The organism is Sutcliffiella sp. NC1 (genome assembly GCF_027594365.1).
GTDB classification, from domain to species: Bacteria; Bacillota; Bacilli; order Bacillales; family Bacillaceae_I; genus Sutcliffiella; species Sutcliffiella cohnii.
In genome coordinates this window covers 1,362,072-1,384,335 of sequence record NZ_CP115153.1, presented here as the reverse complement: position 1 = coordinate 1,384,335, position 22,264 = coordinate 1,362,072, and the positions used below count along the sequence as shown (strand labels likewise).

Genomic DNA, 22,264 nt, shown 5'->3' with positions numbered 1-22,264 from the left:
GACTTTAATCACTCGTCCTCTCCAAAGAAATTCTCGATTATTAATTCAGCATTATGTACCTTCATAGTTGCTACGATTTCCCCAGTTACTGGATCAACTACATTTAAAATCCTACCTTGCTCTTCAACCTTATCCATTTTCATTTCTGCTTCTAACTTAGCCATATGTTCCTTATTAGATTCTACCTCAATAGAAACATCTAATTTTAATGTACCGTATACCTCATTTTTCGCTTTAACATTTTTCATCATTATACCTCTCCCTTTTTGTTTTATTATTTGTACTTCTTTACTTCACTTTCGCCTACTTTTACAAGACCGAAATTATATTGGTTTATATTTGTGCAAACTTTAGTTAGATAATCAGCTAAACTCATGTTAATAAGCATTTCTTTAACGTCATTCAATAATTTTTCTGTGTTTTTAAATTCAACATGCTCAGCCAATGTGTAGAAAACATATGGATTATCAGCTTCTATAAAGTAGTTTGCTTTGTCAGTCTTTTTTACTTTAATCATATAGACTGATTTGTTTTCCCTATAAATTGCATGGTCATCATTTATCAATAAACCATCGAATACTTCTTCAAAGTGTACTTCAACTTTAATCATTGTTTATATCCTTCCTTTTCAATTTGTTGGAGCCTCAAAGCTTTATACACTTTCAAGCGTTGATTGCGATATTTATAAGCTCTAGGTTGCCTCTTTGCTGGATGAATACTTATTCTTTCAGCTACTTTTTTAAGATAGTAAGCAATACGATGCGTTACTTCCTTATTCACCTCTTCACCTCCGTTTATTTTTATAAACTTATCTTTAACTTTCTAAAGTTATTATACAACTAACTAAAAGTTAAAGTCAACTACTTATTTTCATTTTTTTAAACATCTGCTACAATAAAGTAAAGATAACTTTAGAAAAGGGTAGGGGAGTGTATTAAATGATTTCTTATGCACCATTGATGGCGACATTACATAAAAAGAAAATAACTAAGACTGATTTACAAAAAATGATTGAGGTTTCTTCTGCAACATTAGCTAAAATAAGTAAAGATGAGTATGTATCAATGAAAGTTATAGACGAAATATGCGAAAAGTTAGAATGCAAAATTGAAGATGTTATAGTCCATGTAAAAGAAGAAGACCACCAATCATAATTGATCAGTGGTCTTTTAATTATTTTTTAGTGTCATTTTAATAAATTTCTCTACGTTCAATTTTCCTTTGAGTAGCACGATCTCACCATTGTCTCCAATATTTATTTTATCTATATCATCAATTGTTTCGCCTTGCATATTTAACATCTTTACTATTAATTGAAAAGATTCATCCTCAATATTATCAGCATCCAACTTACTCAACACTTTCTTTTTGATTTCATCTAGCTCTTCTATTTCATTTTTCTTCATTTCCATTCTCATCCTTATTAATCTTTAACCTAACTACAGTTTTACCTTCTTTTTTATTTACATACTCTACAAACCATTCCGCAAGAATATCAGCTGGATCTTCTTCTCCATACTTAATATTATTTACTTTAATTTTTTTTGGTTCTCGCTTCATTTCTTCCTCCATTTAGTTTAATTATGCTCCTTCTAACAAGCTTTCGATTTCTTCCCAATGTCTACCGTACATTCTGGAATGCCTCTGAGTTAAAAATGAATTATTATATGGCTCATACCTTTTATAAGAAGGTTTTAGCATCTGTACCATAAAAGCAGGCTTTCTTTCTCCTCCAAAATTTAAAATACAAATTGCATGTCTTGTATCTTTTGTGTTAGGGATATTTAACGCTGTTTCTACATCAATTGGTTTTAATTCCTTTTCTAATTTCTTAAACGTTTCCTCATTGTCGCTTTTAAATAGCATCCAGTGTACACCACCAGAAATAAGATCCTTCTCTATTTCTTTTATTTGTCCTAAATAATGACATGCAAATATACTTCCTAGTCGTTCTTTTCTCCCCTGTACTGCTATTCTAGCCAATAATTTAGCTAAACCATCATTACCGGATAAATAAGTTTGAGGCTCATTAAAAATCATAAATGCACCGTTAGATTGATCTTCTGTTTGCATTAATAATCTAGTCATTAAAACCTTTAATGTTATCCAATGTACCAACGTCCTTACTGCAACCGTTGACAAGATTCTATCAGGAACACGGAAGATAACAACTTTCCCCTCCTTCATCCACTTTTCAAAATTTAATTCCTCTTTAGGTGGTTGTGCAAAGATTTCAAACAGAGTATTATCACCAAAGAATTCATCCAAGCGATTTAAAATAGGCTGCGCTTTACTATCTATTGCTTTTTGACCGTCCCTAGTACACTTATACTCTCTTGACTTTTCATTCCCATCTTTATCTCTCTTTATAACTAACTCATATTGACTGATAAACTTTTCAATCTCTTCTGCTAACCTAATTTTCTTTTCTTCTCGTAGCCTTTTAGCTGTTTCTTCTCTAAAATCCTCATCTTCAATTAATCGTTTGATATTATATAGATTTCCATTAGATGCTTTAGCAAAATCTCTTAGTATCTTTCTACTTTGTCCCATTCCTTCTATATCTCCAAAGAAGTCAATTAATTCATTTGCAAATCTATCCTCACCTTTACGACCTAACTTCTTCATTACTTCAGTTAAATCAAGTGGTGGTAAGTAATTCTCATCTGATAAGTCAATATCAATTATTTTATCTGGTGGTAATGTATCGCGAATACCGTTGGCCATTCCTTGAAGACCTTCTTTATTTACTTGATCTATTACAAAAAATGATAAGCCATGATTTAACGAACCTTCAGTTACAAAGTTTTGTATAGCTGTATCTTTGCCTCCACCCATTCCACCTAGATAAACATATCCTTTATAAAATTCTTCTGGATTGGTAACAGGTATAGATATAGGGAAATTATTAGCCTTATGTTCACTATGTCCAATTAAAATGCCATTTTGTTTTGCACTAGTTTTCCTTTTCTTCTTACCATTAGACTTGATGTTATTACTTCCTATACTAACTTTAATACCATCAATCTTCACATGTTCTTCCGTGTTCTTATGAATAAAGATACTCGGTATATCTGTTTCTACTTTCTTGTTTGTCTTAATGTAGTCATCAAACCTTCTTTGTAAATCCGCAGTAGGAAGTTGTATGAACCTACCTAATTCATCACAAGATATAAGGTTAGGGTTAATATCGGTTTTAGTTCTTTTGGATAATTGAAAGGTATTTAACTCTTCAATTATTTCGTGCTTACGACCTTTAATTTTTATATCTTTTCCTCTTATATTCGTTTCAAAACCACCAAATTTTAATTTAGATACTTTCAACTCGTTATTTTCATTTAATTCACTGTAAGCACTTGTCAAAGCATTACCGATATTATCACGATTAAATTTTCTTTCACTACTGACCGCAACTCTAATATGCGATCTCCAGACACTTGCATTTGCTTTTTCTTTTGTTCGTTCGGATATTTTTAGAGTTTGTATATCTTCTTGCAATTCATTTTTATGTTGAATTTCCTTATTATCAAACGCTTTACTATTAGGGGAAAATACATTATTGAATGCGTTTAGTACATCTTTTAACAAATGTAAAACTTCATTAGCTATAGCAACAAATGCTTTACTGATTGCCCCCATTAAACGCTTCCCACCAGCATTAGGTCTTTTGGGGATATAGCCTTTAGATATTTTCTTTAATGCCCAAGAGGAGTTACCTAACCATTTTTCTCGACTTTCCCTTTCATTGCATATACTGATCCTTGCAAAGTCTCCTTCCTCCATTTCATCTATCGTATTGAGTAATGTACCAATTGGAGTATTTTGTAATTGGTGGTTAGTATTTAAAGAAAATATATCATGATGAGCGTATTTCATTTCATAAACATCTGTATTTTTAAAGTTAACATGTAAAGAATCACTACTAACCTCTTCCACTGTAGTTCGCCATCTATTCTCAACTATCCCCTTCATCTTATCTGCCATCGTTTCAGTGGTAGTAAAGTAAAATTCTATCTTCTTACCTTCATTTGTATTTTTCATAATCATGTCAAACCAAATGTAATCCTTTGGCCTAAATGTTACTTTCATTCCGTCCTTTTGTACCCACTCTAATCTACTTTGGAAGCTGTGATACAGTTCATATGCTTTGTGTAACGCATTCCACATATGTCTATTTTGTGAGTTAGACATGTTTAAATGTGGAATTAGTCGATATGTCTTATAATTGTTGGGGGTTACTTCAAAGAAATCGCTCCACTTTATTGTGCTTATCTTTTTGTTTTTCCACATTTTCATACCAACTCCTTCTAACTATTTGCATTAGCCAACCATGCAACAGCACCAACTAAACCAAAAGTATAAAAAGTTAATGTTTTAGGTAATTTGATTCCAAGACAAATTAACAAGCCAGTCAATACGGTAACAATCATAAACATGTCAGGAAGATACAATGTAAACATAGTTAATAATTCATTAGTTCCGTTCGCAATAGCTTCTCCTATTGGTTTTAAAATGAAATTAACTTCACTTTCGATAACTTTATCAGCGAAATCATTGTATCCTTGTAATAATTTTTCACCAATCCCCATATCTTTATTGGTCATACTGATAAGATCATCTGCGTAGTGAGTAGGGTTGATATATTCGCCAGTTGACCCATCTTTCAATGCAAAGTGTAAATGATACCCTCCATTCTGACCGACTACATTACCAGTATTACCACTTAGTCCTAGCAAATCGCCTTTTTGAATTAACTGCCCTTTTTCAACTGAAATTGATGACATATGTGCATAAATCCCTGTTGTATCATCAGAAAACTTCACAAATACAGCATTACCGATACTATCATGGTTATAAACAACATTCTCTACTACACCATCTGCTATACTTTGTAACTCAGTACCATTTGGAAAGTTAATATCTATTCCAGTATGAGGATTGTTTCTAAAACTCTCCTTTGCTCCAAATTCGCTTGTTATTTTGAATTTCATTGTATTACCAACCGTTACCGCCTCCATAAACCCTCCTCCTTATATTGTTTTAAGGAAATCTCTTATGTCTGTAGCATGTCGAGCAAGAATATAACCCGCAGCTATATAAATAATTCTTTCTATTGCTTGTGTCCTCCAACCAAAAGCCCATGTTCCACCACAAATAACTAAAGCTAACACGACTCCACCATCAAAAATATTCATAAATACTTGATAAAGCTCATCAAACGCACCTGTTCCAACAGCAGCAGTAGTTGATGCCAAAACTAACTTAGGTGTACCTATAACACAGTACATCGTTGTTGCTTTAGATATTTTTTTATAAACCTCCCTATCCTTCTTTTTAATATAGTCCCCCTCATTACAAAAACGTCTGAAATCTAATGTCTCTTGACGTTTATTTAACATTTTGGTCACTCCTCGATGTATAAGTTTTTTCTAACGGAACAAACTAATAGTAAAACGAAAGGACGTGTTTTTAATGCCTGCATTTGCAATTGGTGTTCTTTTAGGGTTAATCGTTAATGGTATTGAAAAACTTATCGGTGGTTAATTTCTTTTTGGAATAAATGGTCTAGCTGGTTTAACTTTAGACTCTTCAGCTCTCTTTTGAATAAGAGGGCTATTTATCTCTTCTTTTTTGATTTGTGCTACATCATAAATTGATTTCTTTGACATTGTTATTACTTCTTTTTCGATTTCTTCTGTCATAACTTCACTTTTGACCGGTTCTTTCCTCTCTATGTCAGCTAAAATTAACTTTTTCACATAACCACTAAAATTTCTTCTTGCTATGTGCTTTAATATTTTTTTATCTTTTTCATTTTTCTTGTTAAAGGAAACTGATTTGATTTTTTTATTCTCACTCATTTGATTTCCTCCCTTTTCCCTTATTGCTATATACTATTACCGGTAATAAACCATTTTGCATGTACAATTAAAAAAATAGTTAAAATTTTATCATTATAGTTGAAATCGCATAAAATAAAGGGAATTTTATAAGTGAAATTGAATTTATTAATAAAGATATAAATAGGGGAAATGTATATGGAATTAAAATGTAATCTAAAGTGGTTAATAATTAAAGCTGGTTTAACACAAACTGAAGTTGCAGAAAAAATGGGGATCACACCTCAACAACTTAACACATGGGTTTCTATGAAGAAGTTTCCAAGAATAGATAAAGCAATGGAGTTATGTAGGATTATAGGATGTACCTTAAATGATTTATACGAGGTAATTGGTAATAGTGGTACTTTCGAGGACAAATAAAAACTACCCCTTCTTTGGAGTAGTTTGAGTTGAAAAAGCTATTCGCACACGCTGTTTGTGCTACTAGCTTATGCCGGTGTCGTGATAAAAATGCAAGTACATTATTAAATTTAGAAACCTCCCACTTAAAGTGGGAGATTTTACTTCTGTTCCCTAACTTCTTCAAAGAACCAGTATTTGTTTATTATCTGTTCGTATGTACCAATATCAGTAATTTTTTCTGTAGGTTGTTGATAACAATTCATGTGAGTTAGAGTGTTAATCCAGTTCAAAACAACAACATCATCATCTTGTAGTGGAATTCTACAATTACCACAGTGAACCCTACGCATGAATAAATCACCTTTCCTTATAACAAAATATACAATTATAATTTAAGAGTTGTCTGAATATTTGTCAATATGCTTTTTTAAAGTAAATAATTGAAACTAAAATATAGATGAACCGTATAATAAAGTACAAGCTAATAAATCTTTTTGAGGTGTAATTTATGAGTATCATATCAGAGTTTCTAAACTCAACAGAAATGAGAGCATTAGATGTAATAATTATTACAGTAATAAGTTCTTTAATTTTTTGGCTAATGACTGGTTTGTTAAGCAAGCTTGGAAGATTAATCCGTAGTTTTATCACCAGGATATATAAACACTTAAATTACTTATTTAGAAAATATGTTTTATTTAAAATAAGCACTGAAGATCTCTTTGCTTACTCCAAAAGGATAAGTAATGGAGAAAATCTGAAATGGTATGAAAAAAGAGCTTTTGATAAATTCAATAATCGCTTTAAAGAAGAGACAAAGCGTATAAAAACATTTGAAAAATAAAAATAGCGTGTAATTGGTACGTTTTAAAGCAATACGCTTCAATTTAAGGGATATTTTTTAAACGTAATATAAATACACTCGAAGCTAAAATAGTTCTTAAAAACTCCTGAAACTTTATAAAAAGCTACACGTATTTATATTAATTATTTTGGGGAGGACGAATACATGAGTATTAATAAAACAAGGGGATGGCTTTATCTAATTGCCAAAATATTAGGAGATGTAAACGCAGTAAAAAAGGGGAAAGTCGGAAAGAGGATTGCAAGGAGAGCAGCCGGTAAAGCTACTGGTAGAGCGTTGGGGAGATTATTTAAATAGTTCTTGATAATACAAGAAATTTGGGGAGATACTAGTGGACTTAAACTTTTTATTACCATTTATGGCGCTAATAGGTGTTATTGTAGGATTCATCTTAAACTGGTTTAAAGAATTTATTCAAAATAAACCAAGAATTAAAGTTAGTCTAAACGATTCGGGAGGCAAATTTAATTATTATAAAACAGTGAAAAATAACATAGGAGGCGTTTGGCATGAGCGCTCAATACCCGAAGAAGCACGCTTCTTAAAATTATACAACTTAATTAATGTATATAATATTGGGAAATTAAGCAGTGGGATAAAAGGAGTAGATGTTGAAGTATGCGTTAATGATTATTGTAGATACTTTACTCCCGAATTAAAGATTGACGGAAAAGTTAATAAGGATTTTACCTTTAATGTTCCTACAGGGAGTATTTGCACTTTAGAAATTAATTTAGAAATAAAAAAAGATGAAAACACACAATTTTTATTCAATGAAGATGTAATTATTGATGTTGATAGTAAGAACCGGTTAATTTTTATTCTTATCCTTACAGATATTTACAACAAGAAACACAAGGTAACAATAGAACCACTTGCATTTGCTACTGCTGAATAAATAAGTGTGTATTTAGCTCATTCCAAAGCCTAACAGTACAAATAAGAAGAGATAAAAGCCTAGTCTTTATAATTAGTCTAGGCTATTTTTGATAGTCTGAGAGCACTTCTTTTTCGTTTAATCGGTACTCTATATTGCTTCCCTTTCAATTTACCTTTTGAATTGTAATACTCACCCATTTGTGCAAAGTCAGGATAGTAACGTTTTATTCTTTTCATAACTTCCTTTGATTCTGTATATAAAGCATAGTGTTCATTATCTAATTTCCAAAAGTTTTCATTTTGCATATTAATTCCTCCTTTAAATAAAAAATACCCCTCCAATTAAGGAGAGGTTAAATTCTCGTTGTTACCATACCCATGTTTTCCATTTTATTGATAAGCCTTCCAAACGAATTTTTTGAAATTCTAGCTAGTTCTCGCTCATCTAAGTTAGTCTTGGAGTTAATTGTAATCGGCATTTCAATATGTATTTCTTGGTTGTTGGTACGATTATTATTGGTAGTTGTTCCACCACCTAATAATCTATCTTTTAGTCTGTTATAAACAGCGTCAGCAAACGGATCCATTTGTTTACCTACAAGTGGGACAATAGCCTCTTTCCCTGCTTCACCAAGTCCAGCAATAGTTGGTTGGTCAAAGAATCCACCGTATTTATGCCATTTAATATCAAACTTTGGAATAGGTATTCCCCAACCGTTTTTCTCCATATTTACAGATACTTTCGGCAGTTTTAACTTTGGTAATTCCCATTTAAAATTAAAGGCTTCCTTTATTTTCCCTATCATTTCACGTACTTTATCAACTGCATTTTCAACAGGCGAAATAATCGCATCTTTAATTTTATTAAAAATTCGCTTAATATTTGAATAAGCAGAATCTATGGTATTACCTACTTTTTCGAAGGATGAAGAAAAGAATTCACGGACAAAATCAAGTCCTGTTGAAATTGTCGTTTTTACTGTTTCAATCGCTTGAGAAATAATTCCAGTCAGGATTTTTTTAACTCCTTCAGTTATTTTTTGTATTCCTGACCATGCTTTATCCCAGTCCCCGGTAAGTATACCTAGTACCGTATTTACGACTCCGAGTATAACATCTAAGGTTCCAGAAATTACCTTTTTAATATTTCCAAAGGTTTTAGAAATATAGCTGAGGTATTTTTCACCGTATTTTTCCCATAAACGAGAAATAAAAGTGACCGTAGTATCTATGATTTTACCTATAGAAGACATTATAGAGCTTATCGTTTCTCCCATTTCAGAAAAAGTACCATCTGAATCACCTTGCATTATTGAAATCTTATCTCGGAAGAAATCAATAATTCCAGTTACAATTTCAAACGTTTTATCAAATGCAGTTTCTAGAATTGGTAGTACCTTTTCAGCAATATTTAAAATAAACTCACCTACAGGAATTAAAGCAACCATTGCTTTATCTTTAAACATTTGAAATCGTTCACCAAAAGTAAGTGTGTCTTCACCAGCTTTATCAATGGTTTCACTACTACTCGCTATAATACCTTCAAGCTCTTCAATAGAAAATGCACCACTACGAATCATTTCAGCCATTTCAGAACCAGCTTTTGTTCCGAAGACTTCCATAGCCTTTCCTGTTGCTTCACCTGCATCTTCCATGTTTTGAATCTCTTTAATAACTTGAGGCAATACTTCAGCTGGATTTTTACCTTCCTTTGCAATGTTTGCGATTCCCTTAGAAAATGCTCCCATCGCTTTATCAGCATCATAACCAGCAGCTTCTAAGTTACCCATTAAAAGAGCAGCTTCATCATATGAAAGTCCGGCATTCCTCATAGTCGCACCATGTTTATCCATTTGAGACATTAAATCTCCAACACCAGCACCAGTAGTTTGAGCAATCTTCCATAAGTTGTCCATTTTCCCCATTGATTCTTCTGCACCAATTCCCCATGCTTCAAAACCACGAGATCCACTTTCAACTAAATCTGCACTTGCTTCACCACTAATACGTGATAAATCTAAATATTTCTTAGATAGGGTTTCTAATGTCTCACCTGTTTCACCAGTACGAGTATTTAAGTCTGCTAGAACAGTTGCAACTTCTTCTGATCCTTGAGGAACAGATTTAAATACTTCTTTATAACTGTTCTCCAAGTCTTTTAAAGCATCACCTGTCGCACCTGTACCAAGTCTTATGATGTTACTAGCTTGTTCAAATTCTTTAGCAGCATTAAATCCAGCAGTTCCAATACCAACTAAGGCTGTACCAAGTCCAGCTATTGCACCCATAGCTAAACCTCCAATGACTTTACCCATCTTAGAGGTTTTCTTTTCGCTATTTTGCATAGCCTTATCAGCATCTTTTAAACCTTTTTCTAGTCCCGAACTATCAACTGTAATCTCTGCTTTATAACCGCCTAAATCATATGTAGACATTTATCATTCACCCCCTATCTCCATGGAGGTATACCCAGTTAATGAACGTATAGCAGATAAATCTGCATCTCTACGTGGGTTAGTGTAACGGTATGCTTTCTTGAGGTACTCTCTACCTTCTTCTGATTTCTTCAACTCGCTTACATATGCTTGTTTCCTATAGGCTAAAAAGAAACTGTGAGGTAATTTCATGATGTCCCAATGTGAAAAATGATAATAATGAGCTAATAATGCGAAATCGCTAAACAACTCATGATTTTGTTCTTCACCATATGAAGATGCCGCACTACCATTATTTTCAGGATAGTACGGCACTTTTAGTTTGGGTTTTCTGCGTTTTCAGCAACCTTATCTTTATATAACTCAACAATTTTTCTCATTTGAGTCAGGCTTACTTTTTTCGTTACAAATTCCTCTGTAACATCTCTTGATTCATCTTGATTGAGAATCATAGTAGCCATTTTTACAAATAATCCAAACTGCTCTTTATTAGACTTTGCCTTTAATGCCTTATCTTCAAAATCAAGTAAATGATTTACTAATTCAACACTTGGTTCTGCTGGTATAGTAAACATATCTTCTTCTGAAAACTTTAATGTTAATGGTTCTGCTGTTAAAATTGATAAATCAATAATATTTGCCATAATACACACTCCTTAAAATTTAATAAATAAAAAAGAAGAGGAATATAATATCCTCTTCTTTCAAAGGTCGGCCGTCTTGTAATAGGCTACCAAGTTACATAATATGTGCCATAGACGGCCATCTTAGGGAGAAACTTCCTCCGTAATACGTACAATGTTTCCATTATTTCGTTTTGGATCAGCTAATAACTTGAATTCAAAGTTAAACACTGACTCTGATTCAGGATTAAATGTCATCTGTAATCCACTTCTATTTTGAGCACGGAACATATCTAAGTATAATTTCATGCCGTCAGTACGTTTAGTGTGCACAAAACGTAAATGATTGATTGGAACAGTTTGTTGTCCACCTAACCCCAATACTCTTTTCTCATCCGTTTCAGAATAATAAGCAGATGAAATCGCAGAAATTTTTTGTAAATCGAAAGTTACAATACCAGCATTAAAGGTTGCTTCTTCACTTGTCATAAAACTAGCAATCTCTTGGTTTAATGCTCCACCTCGTACATCTACAAAGTTTTGAGTGAAGTTAAGTGTCGATTCTCCGCTGGACTCTCCAATCTTGATTAGAGATGCTTCAATCTCTTCCTCAGTTGCACTATCTACATCTATTTGAGAAGGAACAATGTAAATATCTCCAGCTCCAAATAGAATTTCTTGTTTTTCTTGATTTGACATTATGTAATCATCCTTTCACTTTAACTAAAAAGTCTTGTGTTTGTTCGAACAGTTTTTCTTCTTCATGAAAAAGAAAATTCCCACCTGCTAATAGTTGGGATTGCAAAATAATCGTATCTTTAATTTTATTAGATGGACGATATACTTCACGTTTCGTAAAGTCTAATAACTCCACTAAACGTTTTGTTATTTTCTTTAGTTCAAATTCATCTTGTACAACTAATGTTAGTCTCACTCTATACTCGGATGTAACAACATTTGAAACTAGTGGAACTACATTATATACAAGATAGGGGAAATCTATAAATGTCCCTTTGTCGTTAACCAACTTAGGATTATTATAGATATTTTGAGGACGACCAAAGAAGATTTTATGACTTTTTAGATGAGGTTGATGATTTAATAAATCACATAATATTGTATCTGAAGCTAAATATTGATAAGTTTCAGTTATCATGTTGTTTTCATCCCCTCTCTAATCATTTTCTTCATTGTGTCGATATTTTGCTCAATTGAATCTCTTATGTATGGTTGACCTTCTATATTTTTAACTACAGACCCTTCATGAACCACTTGAGCATATTCAACATTATTAGCACCAGCAATAATTACTGACTTATCTTCTTGATGTTTTACTTCTGCACCACTATTTCGCCTCAAGTTACCAGTTTCACCAACGGGCGCACGGAACTTTATTTCCCTTTCCAATAACATACTAATATCACTTGCTACCTTCTCACGTTTTGACCTAACATCATTAAGAGCCTGATTAATCTTGAGAGCCATTAGTTACTTCCTCCCTTTCTAATCAACACTTCATAATGCTTATCATAACGTAAACATTCAGTAACAGTGTATTCTTCATTGTTGTAACGAATCTTTACACCAATTAGTATGTTTTCATTAGGATAACAAAACACCCTATTAGTAACTTGGACAATTAATCCATAAGTAGTTTCAGCTAACTTTGAAGAATATGGTTCAAGTTCTCCTTTAAAGGCTCTATAGTCGATAGAAGGAGGACTATAAACAGGACGACCTAATGGATCATACCCAATTAATTCACCCTCAGTTTCATGAATAGTATAAAGTGTCTTTGTGAGTTTCATACAAAACGCATCCTTCTATGTTGGTTCAACCTACGAATCAAGTCAGGTGGTAAATCGTTTCTATACGATTCACTTAAACTACCTTTACCTTCAGAAACTATATTTTCAACACCTTTATTACGGTAATTGAAAATAGCTATATCTTCTGCAATTTCTTGTTGAGTTTCATTTAACTCTGATAAATTACAATATGACTTTACATGATTTTGAGCTCTACCAAGATAAATCTCTAACATCTCAAAATCATCTTCATCTAGCAACTTGCTTAATTTAGCTAATGAATCCATTACTTATCACCTTGCTTTGCTTTTGACTTAGCAGGTGTTTTACGCTTAGGTTTAGTTTCAACTTTAACTTGTTTAGGCTCTTCTTTTGGTTTTTCAACCTTATTCACCACTAACTCATATTTATCATCTTTTTGACAACGTTTTATATGATCAGGATGAACGACTTCCCAAACAATTCCAGTTGATTTATTTTTGAATAGCATTTGAACACCTCCATACTAAAAAAAGAGTATGGAGAATATCCCCATACTCAATTAATTGTTAATTATCCAATAGTAGCTGTAAGAACTGCTAATGCTTCAGGGCGAATAACTTCTCCACCATAAACCATTAGACCTTTTACACCATCAGCAAAAGAATCTTGAAGTCTTGTCGCTTCAGTCTTTTCTAGTTGCTTACCATGTCCAATAGCCGACTTATGCAACGCTAAGAATTTATATTTACCTTCAATGTTATGTACTTCTTCAGATACTACAACTTGCATACCATTAATTTTTTGACCTTCTACAACTCCATTTTCAAGTACATTAGGATTTACAGTGAATCTACTATCTTTTGATAATAGCCCTAATACCTCATAGTTAACGACTACGAAACGATCTGCTTTAGGCACTTTCTTTTTAGATAATGTTGTTCCTAAATCAACAATTGTGTCGTAGACATTTTCTGTTGTTAATGTAGTAGGACTAGCATCTGAACCAATAGTATTATCAGTATGAGCACCTGTATATAAACCTAAAACAAAAGAGTCCACTGTTTCTTGAGTCGCTGTAGAAGCCTCTCCAACATGAGCATCAACTAAATCCCCTGCTGCTTGAATAGCATCAACATCATCCACTTGGAAAGCCCAATATTTCTTTTGATCCATGTTTAACTCGACAGGAGTAGTATTTACTTCATCCCACTCAATTTTACCATTGTAATCTTTTACTGCAACCGCACCAGTACGGTTAAAAATAATTTTGTTACCTTCAATTTTCACTGGTTTTGTAGTGATTAACTCAGAGATTGAAGCTTTCTTGAAATTTGCTAATAAACGACTTTCCCATACTGCTGGAATAAATGATTGTACTGACATAATAATATCACCTTTACCTTTTCTAATTTTTGTATAGTGCTTTTTGGATGGAAGCCCGAAACCATAAAAAATAGACTAACAAATTGCTAGTCTTACTTCCCTTGTCTTAAAGCCTCATTTACTAAACTTTGGTCTAATTTTGAAACTTCTTCAGTTGACATTGTTCTCAATTGTTCAATTGTAATTGTCTTAGGTTTATCTCCATCTTTAGGATTGAAACCATTTGACTTTAATTTTTCATTTACCACTTTCTGCAAATGATTAGACCAAACTTCTTTTAAACTTGCTAAATTCGCTTCCGTTGCTTCCTTACTTTTTGTCCCCTTATCATCATCTTCACTTTCAATCTTGATAAAGTAATCAACTAGGTCTGTAGGCAATGAATTTTCACTAGCAAATTTGTATGAAGAATTTCGAAGGCTCTCACGTAACTTCTCACGTTTGATATTCTCAATCTCTTGTCGAAGTTGATCCATTTCTAAATCTTTAGAGTCCTTATTACTTGTACGTTTCGTAACTTCATCAGTAATAAGTTTTTCAAGGTGGTTACTTTTCCAAGTATCTAAACCTTTCGTAAAATAACTATCTAGTTTAGGTTGCAAAAGTTTCTTCCCATCCTCACTATCAAGAAAAGTTTGAACTCCTTCAGGTGTCACTTGAGATAACCCCTGTAAGTATGCTTTCACTTCTTCTTGCTCTTTGTTTTCCTCTAAAAACTTCTTAATATCTTCTAATTTCATAATATTTGACCTCCTACCCTTTATGTACGAGCCATAAAGTGTATTATTTTGTTTTCACATTGCTCTTTAACGTCTACAACATGAAAAAAGACATAATAAAAACACCTTCACCGAAGATGTTAGATACTGTTTGCTTTCTCCCATTCCTCATAAGTGGCATATGGAATATATTCTTTTGTTTCATTGTCTTTCCTAATGTTTGTTCCACCTTCAATTACTGGCACAGTGTCACATTTACAATTAGGATGTAACGGAACTTTTGGCCTCATAGGATCATTTCTATCAAATATCTGACCATCCAAGTCTGCACAATCTGAACATGTACCAGTTTCTAATGTAGCCAACCATTGTACTTGTTCTATTCCGTTTTCCTCATACACTTGATCTCTTGCTTCAGAAATAATACGTGCTGTTTCAGTTCTTACTAGCCTTTGTGATTGATATGCTTTACTATTAAACTCTTCATCAAACACTTTAGCTATTTTATCGAGCTTATGACCTTCTCTAATCCCTCTTTCAAGGTTATTAGATAAAGACTCTCTTAAAGCGTTCTGATTAAGCCATATACGCTCTGAGAAGTGCCTACCTGACCAGTTCTGATTGATAAATTCATTTAAAATAAAATCATTTACATGATTAAAATTAACATTTACACCAATTGCTTGTTCCAAAACAAAAGCAGACTTATAGTATGACTTTTGATATGTAGTTTGCAGAATAGCAGTGGTTGTTAAAAGTTCAATCGCACTAATTTTATTTAATTCAGTATTTACACTTTCATTGAAATTATCAATAATAGTAGTCATGTAGACTGTATTATAATCAAGCACACCGTCGTCACCGTGATTCATAAATAGATTAGCAATGAGTTGTTTCACATTGTTTCTACTATCCTTATATTGCTTTAAAACAGTGTCAAAATCATTATCTGATTCATTCAATAACTCTTCTAAGAGTGATAAGAATGTTTTGTTGAGTTTACTCATTAGCAGCACCTAAAATTTGTTGATTCCTCTTTTGTAAATCTTCATCTAAACCACTTGAATCAAGACCACTTTTGAGTTTCTTGATTTCCGTATCAGGCTCTTTAATTTTCGGATGCCATGAAATGAGAGTTTCAAGAGGAAGGATATTAATTAACTTTGTTATTTGATCAGTAATTCCTGCTTCATCTGCTGGTATATTACGAACAAAGTTAAAACGAATATCAGAAGCTTGATATTCTTTACCTTGCTTGTTCAACATAGTAACGATAAAGTTAATACGTTTCCTTAAAGCACGTTCCATTTTTCTTTCTTTCACACTTGATTTAGTTTCTAAACCAAACAACTTAAATCCTAATGCTTGACCGCTTAAATTAGATGCAAATGCTTCAGATGTTAATTTAGGAGTAGCAGATTTTTCATGAATTAAGCTATCTATCGTTTCAAAGAAATTCTGTTGGAATTCAGTTTTAGTTTCCTTAGTTAAAAACTTAGCTTGACCAACATCATCTAACAGAAGTACTCCATCTTGCTTCATTTTTTGAATATCTTCATATTCAGTTCCTTTGTAACCAGCTAATACTAAATAAGCATTAACCCACGACTCTAATTCATTAGAACTATCAGATAGCATTAAATCTAATGAATCAATCATCGGAATAAAGGTTTCAAAATCACCAATCTCTTCTTCATTGTTGTAATAAATAACAATTGGAACGTCATCATAAAAATGTTCCTTTTGATTATCTTCTTCAGATGAATCCAATATAAAGGTATTCCCATTGTCAGTAGAAACTAACCGATACATACCTTCATGATCGTATGCTTCCACCTTTATTAATTTTGTATTTTCATCCTTCTTTTCTTCCCAATAGCGAATACCAAATTTGATATTATCTCGACTATCCTTTTCTACATACATTTCTAGTGGAGAATAATATTGAAAGCGAATATGTCCGTTTTTATCCGTGTAATGTAATTCATAACATTTACCGAAAATAGAGAAATTCTTGACTATCTCAGCATTTGCATCCTCTTCATTATTCAAATAATTTATCAGTTTAATGTCACTTAGAAACCTTTCGTTATTTGACTTAGATATGTAGGAGAGTGGATGCGCTGCAAAGTAACCAACCACAGTATCAATGATACTTTTAGGATAACCAGTAACTATTTTATTGTTTGGTTTTTGAGGATCAGGTAACTTACGATTCAAAATATCATGTTTACCAACGTAGTAATTATATAACTTCTGTAATCGAGGCAATTCTAGCTTATGTTTCTTAATAGCTTCTTTAATTTGTTCTGACTTAATCAACTTCTCACCATCTTTCTATATTCCTAGTAACCTTCTATCGAGTGTTTGAATGCGTTTATTTTTCACTTCAATTTCATCAATTCGGTTAGCAAATTCTGCAACAGTATCAACAGCATCATCATGCAAAGTAAACTTTTGTCCTGCAAAGTCCATAAGTTCTTCTAAAAAGTCCTTTTCTACTCTTTCTGAGCAAAAAATAATTCTACCGTTGTTTACATCAGAAACAATAGTAGAAATCTTCTCATCCTTATTTTTTCTTTGCATTTCATTAATGAATATAATACCTCTCGATGTCAGTTTTTTATGTTCTTCCTTTGCCATCTCCTGTTGTATACGTTCTACATCTAAGCCGTTATAGGTGTTCTTTTCTACGTATATATGCGTTATATCCTCAAAGCTATAAAGTAGCTTTATGACATGATTTATGTATTCATCGAACTCATTAAACTTCCTTAATTGACCACTACGAACATATTTAAAATTATTAGTCGCAGTTGAACCAACAGTAAAAGCAAAGGAGTCAGAACGTTTTCTATCCTTATTTTTGACACCAGCAGTATCAATTGTAAGCATAGTTTTCGTAAACGTATTTTCTTCTATTTCTTCCCTAGACTTAACAATATTAGATTTAAACCATTTATCGCCTATGTTCTCCACGTTACACATTAACTCTTGCATGAATGCGATACGTTTACCGAAATACTTGATAGCTAGTTTAAAACAATTGTACTTTTCCCATATTGTAGTAAAGTCCATTTGTTCTTTATGAGACTTATAATACTGTTCTGCATCATATAAAGAATCTTCACGTTTATCATCGAAAAGGATATTTCTAAATTCCTTCCAATGCTCATGATTATCAAAATATTCATCTACATCAAAGTCCACCACTGAACGTTGGAAGACCTTATATTCTGGATTCTTAGATATTTGGTCAATGAAATCACCTTGAGCAAGTGGAGTACCTAATACTAAAAACTTAGTAGCTGGTTTGATTAGCTTACCATCACGATAAACCGCTTCGTCCCCACCTTCTTCAACCTCTTTTAACCACTTTTGATACTTCTTTTGTTTACCTTCATTTGTTAATATATCCGCTTCAGCAATATAATCATCTGCTATGTAGCAAGTTGGACGAAATATACCTTTAGGGGATATATAAGAAGCACCACGAACGGAAGAACCAGAAGAATAGGCTTGTATTTTCGTATCATTATTGTAAACAGTCACTTTTTCTCCTCCAATATACAACTAAATTTTGCAAATTTCTCCGGAGTAACATCTATACTTCTCTAAAATAATGTGCTAAATTTTTTGCATATTACAAGGGGAGGTTTTTTTATGATCATTTCTTATGATTTTGGCATTGGATTAGTGGAATATGGTGAAAGAGGGATAGAGAACGAGTTTCCTTTATTGGATGAATGCTCAAATTGCCATTGCCCTGCACATGGAAATCTTCATCGTAACGGATATTATTGGCGTTATGGGATAACCGACGATGTTACATTACGAATCCCTATTTGTCGCATTAAATGTTTACAATGTAAAGTGAATATTTCTATTCTACCAGACTTTCTCCTACCATATTTTCAACATACTGTTCATACGGTTTTAGATAGGGTAAAACATGTGCTTCAAAAGAAAAAAGCAAAGGGCAGTCGTCAACTAGTAAGTTTTTACTACAAGCGTTATCTTAAGGGGATAAATTGGATACATAGCTTCTTTATCGATATCGGGCTGGTTAGCGCAATGTCAGGAAACATTATAAAAGAAGCCACAAAATATATGAAAATGATCTCTGATTTTGGCGAATCACCTTTCTTGCGAAGGTCACAAGGTCATTTATCAACATACTTTATGGCAAATTAATTCTATCATATTTGAGTGATTTAGAAAATATTGTTTATCCCACATACCTTTTTCATAGTCAGAAAATATCGAAAAAAGTAGAATAAGAATCATGGATGACCGGTCGTCCTTCTATAAAAAGGAGGAAGATTCCATGAATGAAAAAGAACGTGAACAGGTGGCCTTATTTCGATATGGGTTGATTTCCCCATTATTTAATGAACAAGTTGATCCGAAGGAATATTTTAAAGGCTTGGAGGGTAAGCTTCATTCCATTCCTTATTATGGGGAAAGGAAAGTGGCAGAAAAAACAATAAAAGAGTGGCTGCTTCATTATCGCCGACATGGGTTCGAGGCATTAAAGCCAAAGAAACGGGCAGACCAGGGGAATTCTAGAAGATTATCTCCTGATGATCAAGATCAAATTCTTGAAATACGAAAAAAATTTCTCCATATGCCAGTGAGTGTTTTCTACGAACATCTCATCGAGCTAGGAGAAATCAACAAAAATCAAATATCTTACTCTACTATAAACCGATTACTGAAAAAACACAACTTAGTAGGGAAAAATATTTTGGCTACTCCTGAACGGAAAAGGTTTGCCCATGAACGAGTCAATGTTTTGTGGCAGGCAGATTTGTCTCATGGCCCCTATATACCAATAGATGGCAAGAAGAAAAAGACATTTCTCATTGCCTATATAGATGACTGTTCACGCCTCGTTCCCCACGGTCAATTTTTCTCGTCAGAAAAGTTTGATGGGTTAAGAGTCGTGACAAAAGAGGCACTCCTCAGGAGAGGAAACCCCACCATCATTTATGCGGATAACGGGAAAATTTATCGTTCGGAAACACTTCAATATGCGTGTGCACAATTAGGAATTACGTTAGCCCATACGCAACCGTACGATCCTAGGGCGAAAGGAAAAATAGAAAGGCTTTTCAAAACGATTCAAACAAGGTTTTATCCCCTACTTCAGGCAAAGCCAGTTCATTCCTTAGAAGAACTGAATGAAAGGTTTTGGAGATGGTTAGAGGTAGATTATCACCGAAGAGTTCACGCTTCCCTGGATGGAAAAACGCCACATGAAGTCTATCAATCTCAATTAGAAAATGTGAAATTCCTAGACAACACGTCTATTTTGGACTCCATCTTTTTGAAACGGGAACATCGAAAAGTAAAAGCAGATAGTACCATTACATTAAATAAACAACTTTATGAAGTACCTCCTCGTTTCATTGGTCAATCAATTGATGTCCGATTCGATGAAAAAGGAATATTTATTTTTGAAGATGATAAAAAGGTAGCTGAAGCTATACCAGTATCTATGAGTGATAATGCCCATGTCAAACGGGTTCGGTCTCCTTTTACGTTATCAGCAGGAAAGGGGGAAGTCATAGATGTATAAGTCTTTTTATTCCTTATCCCAAGCTCCCTTTTCAAAGGAATTACGTTCAACAGATGCCTTCGCTTCCACAGACTATCAAGGTGCCATAGGGGCCCTAGATTATCTTAAAAAGTCAAAAGGAATGGGTATTCTCATTGGAGATCCAGGTGCAGGAAAAACTTTTACATTGCGCACCTTTAAAGAATCTTTAAATCCCTCGTTATATCATGTAGTCTATTTTCCACTCTCTACAGGGGGAGTAATGGATTTTTATCGAGGCTTAGTTTATGGCTTAGGAGAAGAACCAAAGTTTCGTAAGGTGGATTTATTTAGGCAAATACAACAAGGTATTGAACGAATGGCTCAAGAGCGTAAAATCACTCCCGTCTTTATATTAGATGAAATGCATATGGCGAAAGATGCCTTTCTACAAGATTTAGCGATTCTCTTTAACTTCCAGATGGATTCAACGAATCCTTATATTCTAGTTTTAGCTGGACTGCCACACTTAAAAACACGAATCGCCCTTAATCATCATCGACCTCTAGCACAACGAATGATTATGAAATACGAGATACAGCCTTTATCAAAAGAAGAAGTAAGAGAGTATATTCAACACCATATGAAGTTAGCAGGAGCGAAAATGCCGATTTTCACGGACGAAGCCATTGAGGCTATCGCTTCCCGTTCACAGGGGTGGCCACGAGTAATTAATTCATTATCGATAAATAGCTTATTATTCGGGTCACAACTAAAAAAAGAACAAGTAGATGAAGAAGTTGTACGTCTGGCAATTGAGGATAGTGGCTTATGATGAAAAAAGGGATACTAATCTATGATCATGAGGTACAGGAATGGAGATTGTGGATTGAACATAAAGCCTATTGGTTACAGCAAGGTGATTCTTTTGAGTTACTCGTTCAAAATCAATATTTTCAAGCATACCTTGAGAAGGACTTTGATTGGTTTGTCACCTTAGAGGGAGAAGTAATGTTTGTATTACATGTTCAACATATATATAAGGTACAAGTGAATCCACAAAATTATTTGGAAGTCGAGGACCCGTTTTAGGGTCTTTTCTTTATCAATAAAATCTGAAATAAAATGAATAAGATTTTGCACATTCCGAAATATAATGGAAAAACGAGCACATTATCTCAGATTATGTTCTGAATTAATTTGAAAAAGAGGTGCTGAAACAATGTGCTCGTTTACATCATTATCTAACTCTAATTCTAGTTTGTTTACTGTACGTCTTCTTTCATTCACTAATTGTCCAAACGTATGAACAATATAGGGAGTTTTTAATGCTTTTTTAGTTTGATCTACAAAGTTGACTGCATCTAATTCCCTGTTTGCTAGGACAATTGTAAATGGAGAAATACCGTAACAATGAAGATAGCAACTTAGAGCCATATCAATAATGGTTGTTTTAGCACATCCACGAGGGAGAATAAACTCTTGCTTATCATGTGTATTATGTATGAATATATTTTCTAACTCTCGCCAAATATCATAATGAACGGGTGCTAACGGACGAGTTAAATTATTATCTTTAGGAACAAAGAAGTCTTGAAGAAAATGCAAACAGAAATATTCAATGGAACGTTTACCAGTAGCATAAGCTAAACCATTTTTACCAAATAAGTTGTTTTTATGTTTCTTCATTAATTCCTTTGCTTTATCTGAACCATATAGCTTAGCTAGATATTTGAAGAGTAATGCTCGATTCTCTTTAGTATTGATAATGTCCATTCAATAGTTT

Annotated in this window: 35 protein-coding genes; 9 read left to right on the top strand and 26 right to left on the bottom strand. The window is 33.2% G+C overall.

All coding sequences use genetic code 11. The annotated features are described in order from the left end of the window. Positions 1-8: 8 nt before the first annotated feature. From O1A01_RS07115 to O1A01_RS07105, 3 genes are read right to left on the bottom strand one after another with little or no spacing between them, the layout of a single operon-like run. Positions 9-251: a hypothetical protein gene (locus O1A01_RS07115; RefSeq protein ID WP_270065883.1), complete on the bottom strand. Its 243-nt coding sequence runs from the start codon at positions 249-251 to the stop codon at positions 9-11. Positions 252-274: 23 nt separating this feature from the next. Next, positions 275-610, bottom strand: a complete 336-nt coding sequence (locus O1A01_RS07110; RefSeq protein ID WP_270065882.1) for a hypothetical protein — start codon at positions 608-610, stop codon at positions 275-277. After that, complete coding sequence (locus O1A01_RS07105; protein WP_270065881.1) at positions 607-780, bottom strand: hypothetical protein; 174 nt, start codon at positions 778-780, stop codon at positions 607-609. The genes O1A01_RS07110 and O1A01_RS07105 overlap by 4 nt, the downstream gene beginning before the upstream one ends. Positions 781-938: 158 nt before the next feature. On the opposite strand from O1A01_RS07105, the gene O1A01_RS07100 reads away from it, so the two are divergent. Next, positions 939-1,154 carry a helix-turn-helix domain-containing protein gene (locus tag O1A01_RS07100; RefSeq protein ID WP_270065880.1) on the top strand — a complete coding sequence of 72 codons (216 nt, stop codon included), beginning with the start codon at positions 939-941 and terminating at the stop codon, positions 1,152-1,154. 15 nt (positions 1,155-1,169) lie between these two features. On the opposite strand, the gene O1A01_RS07095 is transcribed toward O1A01_RS07100, so the two are convergent. The 6 genes from O1A01_RS07095 to O1A01_RS07070 form a co-directional block, all read right to left on the bottom strand. Then, positions 1,170-1,406 (bottom strand): hypothetical protein, encoded by a 237-nt coding sequence (locus tag O1A01_RS07095; RefSeq protein WP_270065879.1) that lies wholly within the window; start codon positions 1,404-1,406, stop codon positions 1,170-1,172. Continuing rightward, positions 1,393-1,560, bottom strand: coding sequence for a hypothetical protein (locus tag O1A01_RS07090; protein ID WP_270065878.1), 168 nt, complete (start codon positions 1,558-1,560; stop codon positions 1,393-1,395). The genes O1A01_RS07095 and O1A01_RS07090 overlap by 14 nt, the downstream gene beginning before the upstream one ends. 21 nt (positions 1,561-1,581) lie before the next feature. Beyond that, entirely contained in the window at positions 1,582-4,296 is a 2,715-nt protein-coding gene (locus tag O1A01_RS07085; RefSeq protein WP_270065877.1) for a type IV secretory system conjugative DNA transfer family protein, read from the bottom strand. Positions 4,297-4,307: 11 nt separating this feature from the next. Beyond that, the gene (locus tag O1A01_RS07080; protein WP_270065876.1) at positions 4,308-5,018 is read right to left on the bottom strand and encodes a M23 family metallopeptidase; all 711 of its coding nucleotides are present in this window, start codon (positions 5,016-5,018) and stop codon (positions 4,308-4,310) included. Between the two features lie 12 nt (positions 5,019-5,030). Continuing rightward, the gene (locus O1A01_RS07075) at positions 5,031-5,399 is read right to left on the bottom strand and encodes a glycosyltransferase (RefSeq protein WP_270065875.1); all 369 of its coding nucleotides are present in this window, start codon (positions 5,397-5,399) and stop codon (positions 5,031-5,033) included. A 141-nt stretch (positions 5,400-5,540) separates the two neighbouring features. Next, positions 5,541-5,861 (bottom strand): hypothetical protein, encoded by a 321-nt coding sequence (locus tag O1A01_RS07070; protein ID WP_270065874.1) that lies wholly within the window; start codon positions 5,859-5,861, stop codon positions 5,541-5,543. Between the two features lie 177 nt (positions 5,862-6,038). On the opposite strand from O1A01_RS07070, the gene O1A01_RS07065 reads away from it, so the two are divergent. After that, positions 6,039-6,263, top strand: coding sequence for a helix-turn-helix transcriptional regulator (locus tag O1A01_RS07065; RefSeq protein ID WP_270065873.1), 225 nt, complete (start codon positions 6,039-6,041; stop codon positions 6,261-6,263). A gap of 140 nt (positions 6,264-6,403) precedes the next feature. Here the strand turns inward: O1A01_RS07065 and O1A01_RS07060 are convergent, their stop codons facing one another. Further along, positions 6,404-6,595, bottom strand: a complete 192-nt coding sequence (locus O1A01_RS07060; RefSeq protein ID WP_270065872.1) for a hypothetical protein — start codon at positions 6,593-6,595, stop codon at positions 6,404-6,406. Between the two features lie 158 nt (positions 6,596-6,753). Here O1A01_RS07060 and O1A01_RS07055 point away from each other — a divergent pair, with 158 nt between their 5' ends. The 3 genes from O1A01_RS07055 to O1A01_RS07045 all read left to right on the top strand — a co-directional run bounded on the left by O1A01_RS07055 (position 6,754) and on the right by O1A01_RS07045 (position 8,008). After that, complete coding sequence (locus O1A01_RS07055) at positions 6,754-7,089, top strand: hypothetical protein (protein ID WP_270065871.1); 336 nt, start codon at positions 6,754-6,756, stop codon at positions 7,087-7,089. Positions 7,090-7,254: 165 nt separating this feature from the next. Continuing rightward, positions 7,255-7,407: a hypothetical protein gene (locus O1A01_RS07050; RefSeq protein WP_270065870.1), complete on the top strand. Its 153-nt coding sequence runs from the start codon at positions 7,255-7,257 to the stop codon at positions 7,405-7,407. 34 nt (positions 7,408-7,441) lie between these two features. Next, the gene (locus O1A01_RS07045) at positions 7,442-8,008 is read left to right on the top strand and encodes a hypothetical protein (RefSeq protein ID WP_270065869.1); all 567 of its coding nucleotides are present in this window, start codon (positions 7,442-7,444) and stop codon (positions 8,006-8,008) included. A gap of 77 nt (positions 8,009-8,085) precedes the next feature. Here O1A01_RS07045 and O1A01_RS07040 read toward each other — a convergent pair whose 3' ends face one another. The 15 genes from O1A01_RS07040 to O1A01_RS06970 form a co-directional block, all read right to left on the bottom strand. Beyond that, positions 8,086-8,295 carry a hypothetical protein gene (locus O1A01_RS07040; protein ID WP_270065868.1) on the bottom strand — a complete coding sequence of 70 codons (210 nt, stop codon included), beginning with the start codon at positions 8,293-8,295 and terminating at the stop codon, positions 8,086-8,088. 47 nt (positions 8,296-8,342) lie between these two features. Beyond that, positions 8,343-10,424, bottom strand: coding sequence for a phage tail tape measure protein (locus tag O1A01_RS07035; RefSeq protein WP_270065867.1), 2,082 nt, complete (start codon positions 10,422-10,424; stop codon positions 8,343-8,345). Positions 10,425-10,427: 3 nt separating this feature from the next. Beyond that, on the bottom strand, positions 10,428-10,739 hold the full coding sequence (locus tag O1A01_RS07030; protein ID WP_270065866.1) for a hypothetical protein: 312 nt from the start codon (positions 10,737-10,739) through the stop codon (positions 10,428-10,430). A gap of 2 nt (positions 10,740-10,741) precedes the next feature. Next, entirely contained in the window at positions 10,742-11,068 is a 327-nt protein-coding gene (locus tag O1A01_RS07025) for a hypothetical protein (protein WP_270065865.1), read from the bottom strand. Between the two features lie 123 nt (positions 11,069-11,191). Continuing rightward, a complete protein-coding gene (locus O1A01_RS07020; protein ID WP_270065864.1) occupies positions 11,192-11,746 on the bottom strand; it encodes a hypothetical protein in 555 nt (184 codons plus the stop codon). Positions 11,747-11,753: 7 nt separating this feature from the next. Continuing rightward, positions 11,754-12,203, bottom strand: coding sequence for a hypothetical protein (locus tag O1A01_RS07015; protein WP_270065863.1), 450 nt, complete (start codon positions 12,201-12,203; stop codon positions 11,754-11,756). Further along, positions 12,200-12,532: an HK97 gp10 family phage protein gene (locus tag O1A01_RS07010; protein ID WP_270065862.1), complete on the bottom strand. Its 333-nt coding sequence runs from the start codon at positions 12,530-12,532 to the stop codon at positions 12,200-12,202. Before O1A01_RS07010 ends, O1A01_RS07015 begins: the two co-directional genes overlap by 4 nt. Beyond that, the gene (locus O1A01_RS07005) at positions 12,532-12,855 is read right to left on the bottom strand and encodes a hypothetical protein (protein WP_270065861.1); all 324 of its coding nucleotides are present in this window, start codon (positions 12,853-12,855) and stop codon (positions 12,532-12,534) included. The genes O1A01_RS07010 and O1A01_RS07005 overlap by 1 nt, the downstream gene beginning before the upstream one ends. Further along, positions 12,852-13,142, bottom strand: coding sequence for a phage head-tail connector protein (locus O1A01_RS07000; RefSeq protein WP_270065860.1), 291 nt, complete (start codon positions 13,140-13,142; stop codon positions 12,852-12,854). Before O1A01_RS07000 ends, O1A01_RS07005 begins: the two co-directional genes overlap by 4 nt. Further along, a complete protein-coding gene (locus O1A01_RS06995) occupies positions 13,142-13,345 on the bottom strand; it encodes a hypothetical protein (RefSeq protein ID WP_270065859.1) in 204 nt (67 codons plus the stop codon). The genes O1A01_RS07000 and O1A01_RS06995 overlap by 1 nt, the downstream gene beginning before the upstream one ends. 62 nt (positions 13,346-13,407) lie before the next feature. Then, positions 13,408-14,220: a phage major capsid protein gene (locus tag O1A01_RS06990; RefSeq protein WP_270065858.1), complete on the bottom strand. Its 813-nt coding sequence runs from the start codon at positions 14,218-14,220 to the stop codon at positions 13,408-13,410. Between the two features lie 92 nt (positions 14,221-14,312). Then, positions 14,313-14,960 carry a DUF4355 domain-containing protein gene (locus tag O1A01_RS06985; protein ID WP_270065857.1) on the bottom strand — a complete coding sequence of 216 codons (648 nt, stop codon included), beginning with the start codon at positions 14,958-14,960 and terminating at the stop codon, positions 14,313-14,315. 119 nt (positions 14,961-15,079) lie between these two features. After that, positions 15,080-15,946, bottom strand: a complete 867-nt coding sequence (locus O1A01_RS06980) for a minor capsid protein (protein ID WP_270065856.1) — start codon at positions 15,944-15,946, stop codon at positions 15,080-15,082. Then, complete coding sequence (locus O1A01_RS06975) at positions 15,939-17,210, bottom strand: phage portal protein (protein WP_270065855.1); 1,272 nt, start codon at positions 17,208-17,210, stop codon at positions 15,939-15,941. The genes O1A01_RS06980 and O1A01_RS06975 overlap by 8 nt, the downstream gene beginning before the upstream one ends. A gap of 66 nt (positions 17,211-17,276) precedes the next feature. Next, positions 17,277-18,491 (bottom strand): hypothetical protein, encoded by a 1,215-nt coding sequence (locus tag O1A01_RS06970; protein ID WP_270065854.1) that lies wholly within the window; start codon positions 18,489-18,491, stop codon positions 17,277-17,279. 111 nt (positions 18,492-18,602) lie between these two features. Between O1A01_RS06970 and O1A01_RS06965 the strand changes: the two genes are divergently transcribed. The 4 genes from O1A01_RS06965 (at position 18,603) to O1A01_RS06950 (ending at position 21,570) form a co-directional block, all read left to right on the top strand. Then, complete coding sequence (locus O1A01_RS06965; RefSeq protein WP_270064414.1) at positions 18,603-19,133, top strand: transposase; 531 nt, start codon at positions 18,603-18,605, stop codon at positions 19,131-19,133. Positions 19,134-19,266: 133 nt separating this feature from the next. Continuing rightward, positions 19,267-20,520: a DDE-type integrase/transposase/recombinase gene (locus tag O1A01_RS06960; RefSeq protein ID WP_270064413.1), complete on the top strand. Its 1,254-nt coding sequence runs from the start codon at positions 19,267-19,269 to the stop codon at positions 20,518-20,520. Next, positions 20,513-21,313 (top strand): ExeA family protein, encoded by an 801-nt coding sequence (locus tag O1A01_RS06955; RefSeq protein ID WP_270064412.1) that lies wholly within the window; start codon positions 20,513-20,515, stop codon positions 21,311-21,313. Before O1A01_RS06960 ends, O1A01_RS06955 begins: the two co-directional genes overlap by 8 nt. After that, the gene (locus O1A01_RS06950) at positions 21,310-21,570 is read left to right on the top strand and encodes a DUF5348 domain-containing protein (protein ID WP_270064411.1); all 261 of its coding nucleotides are present in this window, start codon (positions 21,310-21,312) and stop codon (positions 21,568-21,570) included. Before O1A01_RS06955 ends, O1A01_RS06950 begins: the two co-directional genes overlap by 4 nt. Positions 21,571-21,651: 81 nt before the next feature. Here the strand turns inward: O1A01_RS06950 and O1A01_RS06945 are convergent, their stop codons facing one another. Then, complete coding sequence (locus O1A01_RS06945) at positions 21,652-22,254, bottom strand: DEAD/DEAH box helicase family protein (protein ID WP_270065853.1); 603 nt, start codon at positions 22,252-22,254, stop codon at positions 21,652-21,654. Between the last annotated feature and the right edge of the window lie 10 nt (positions 22,255-22,264).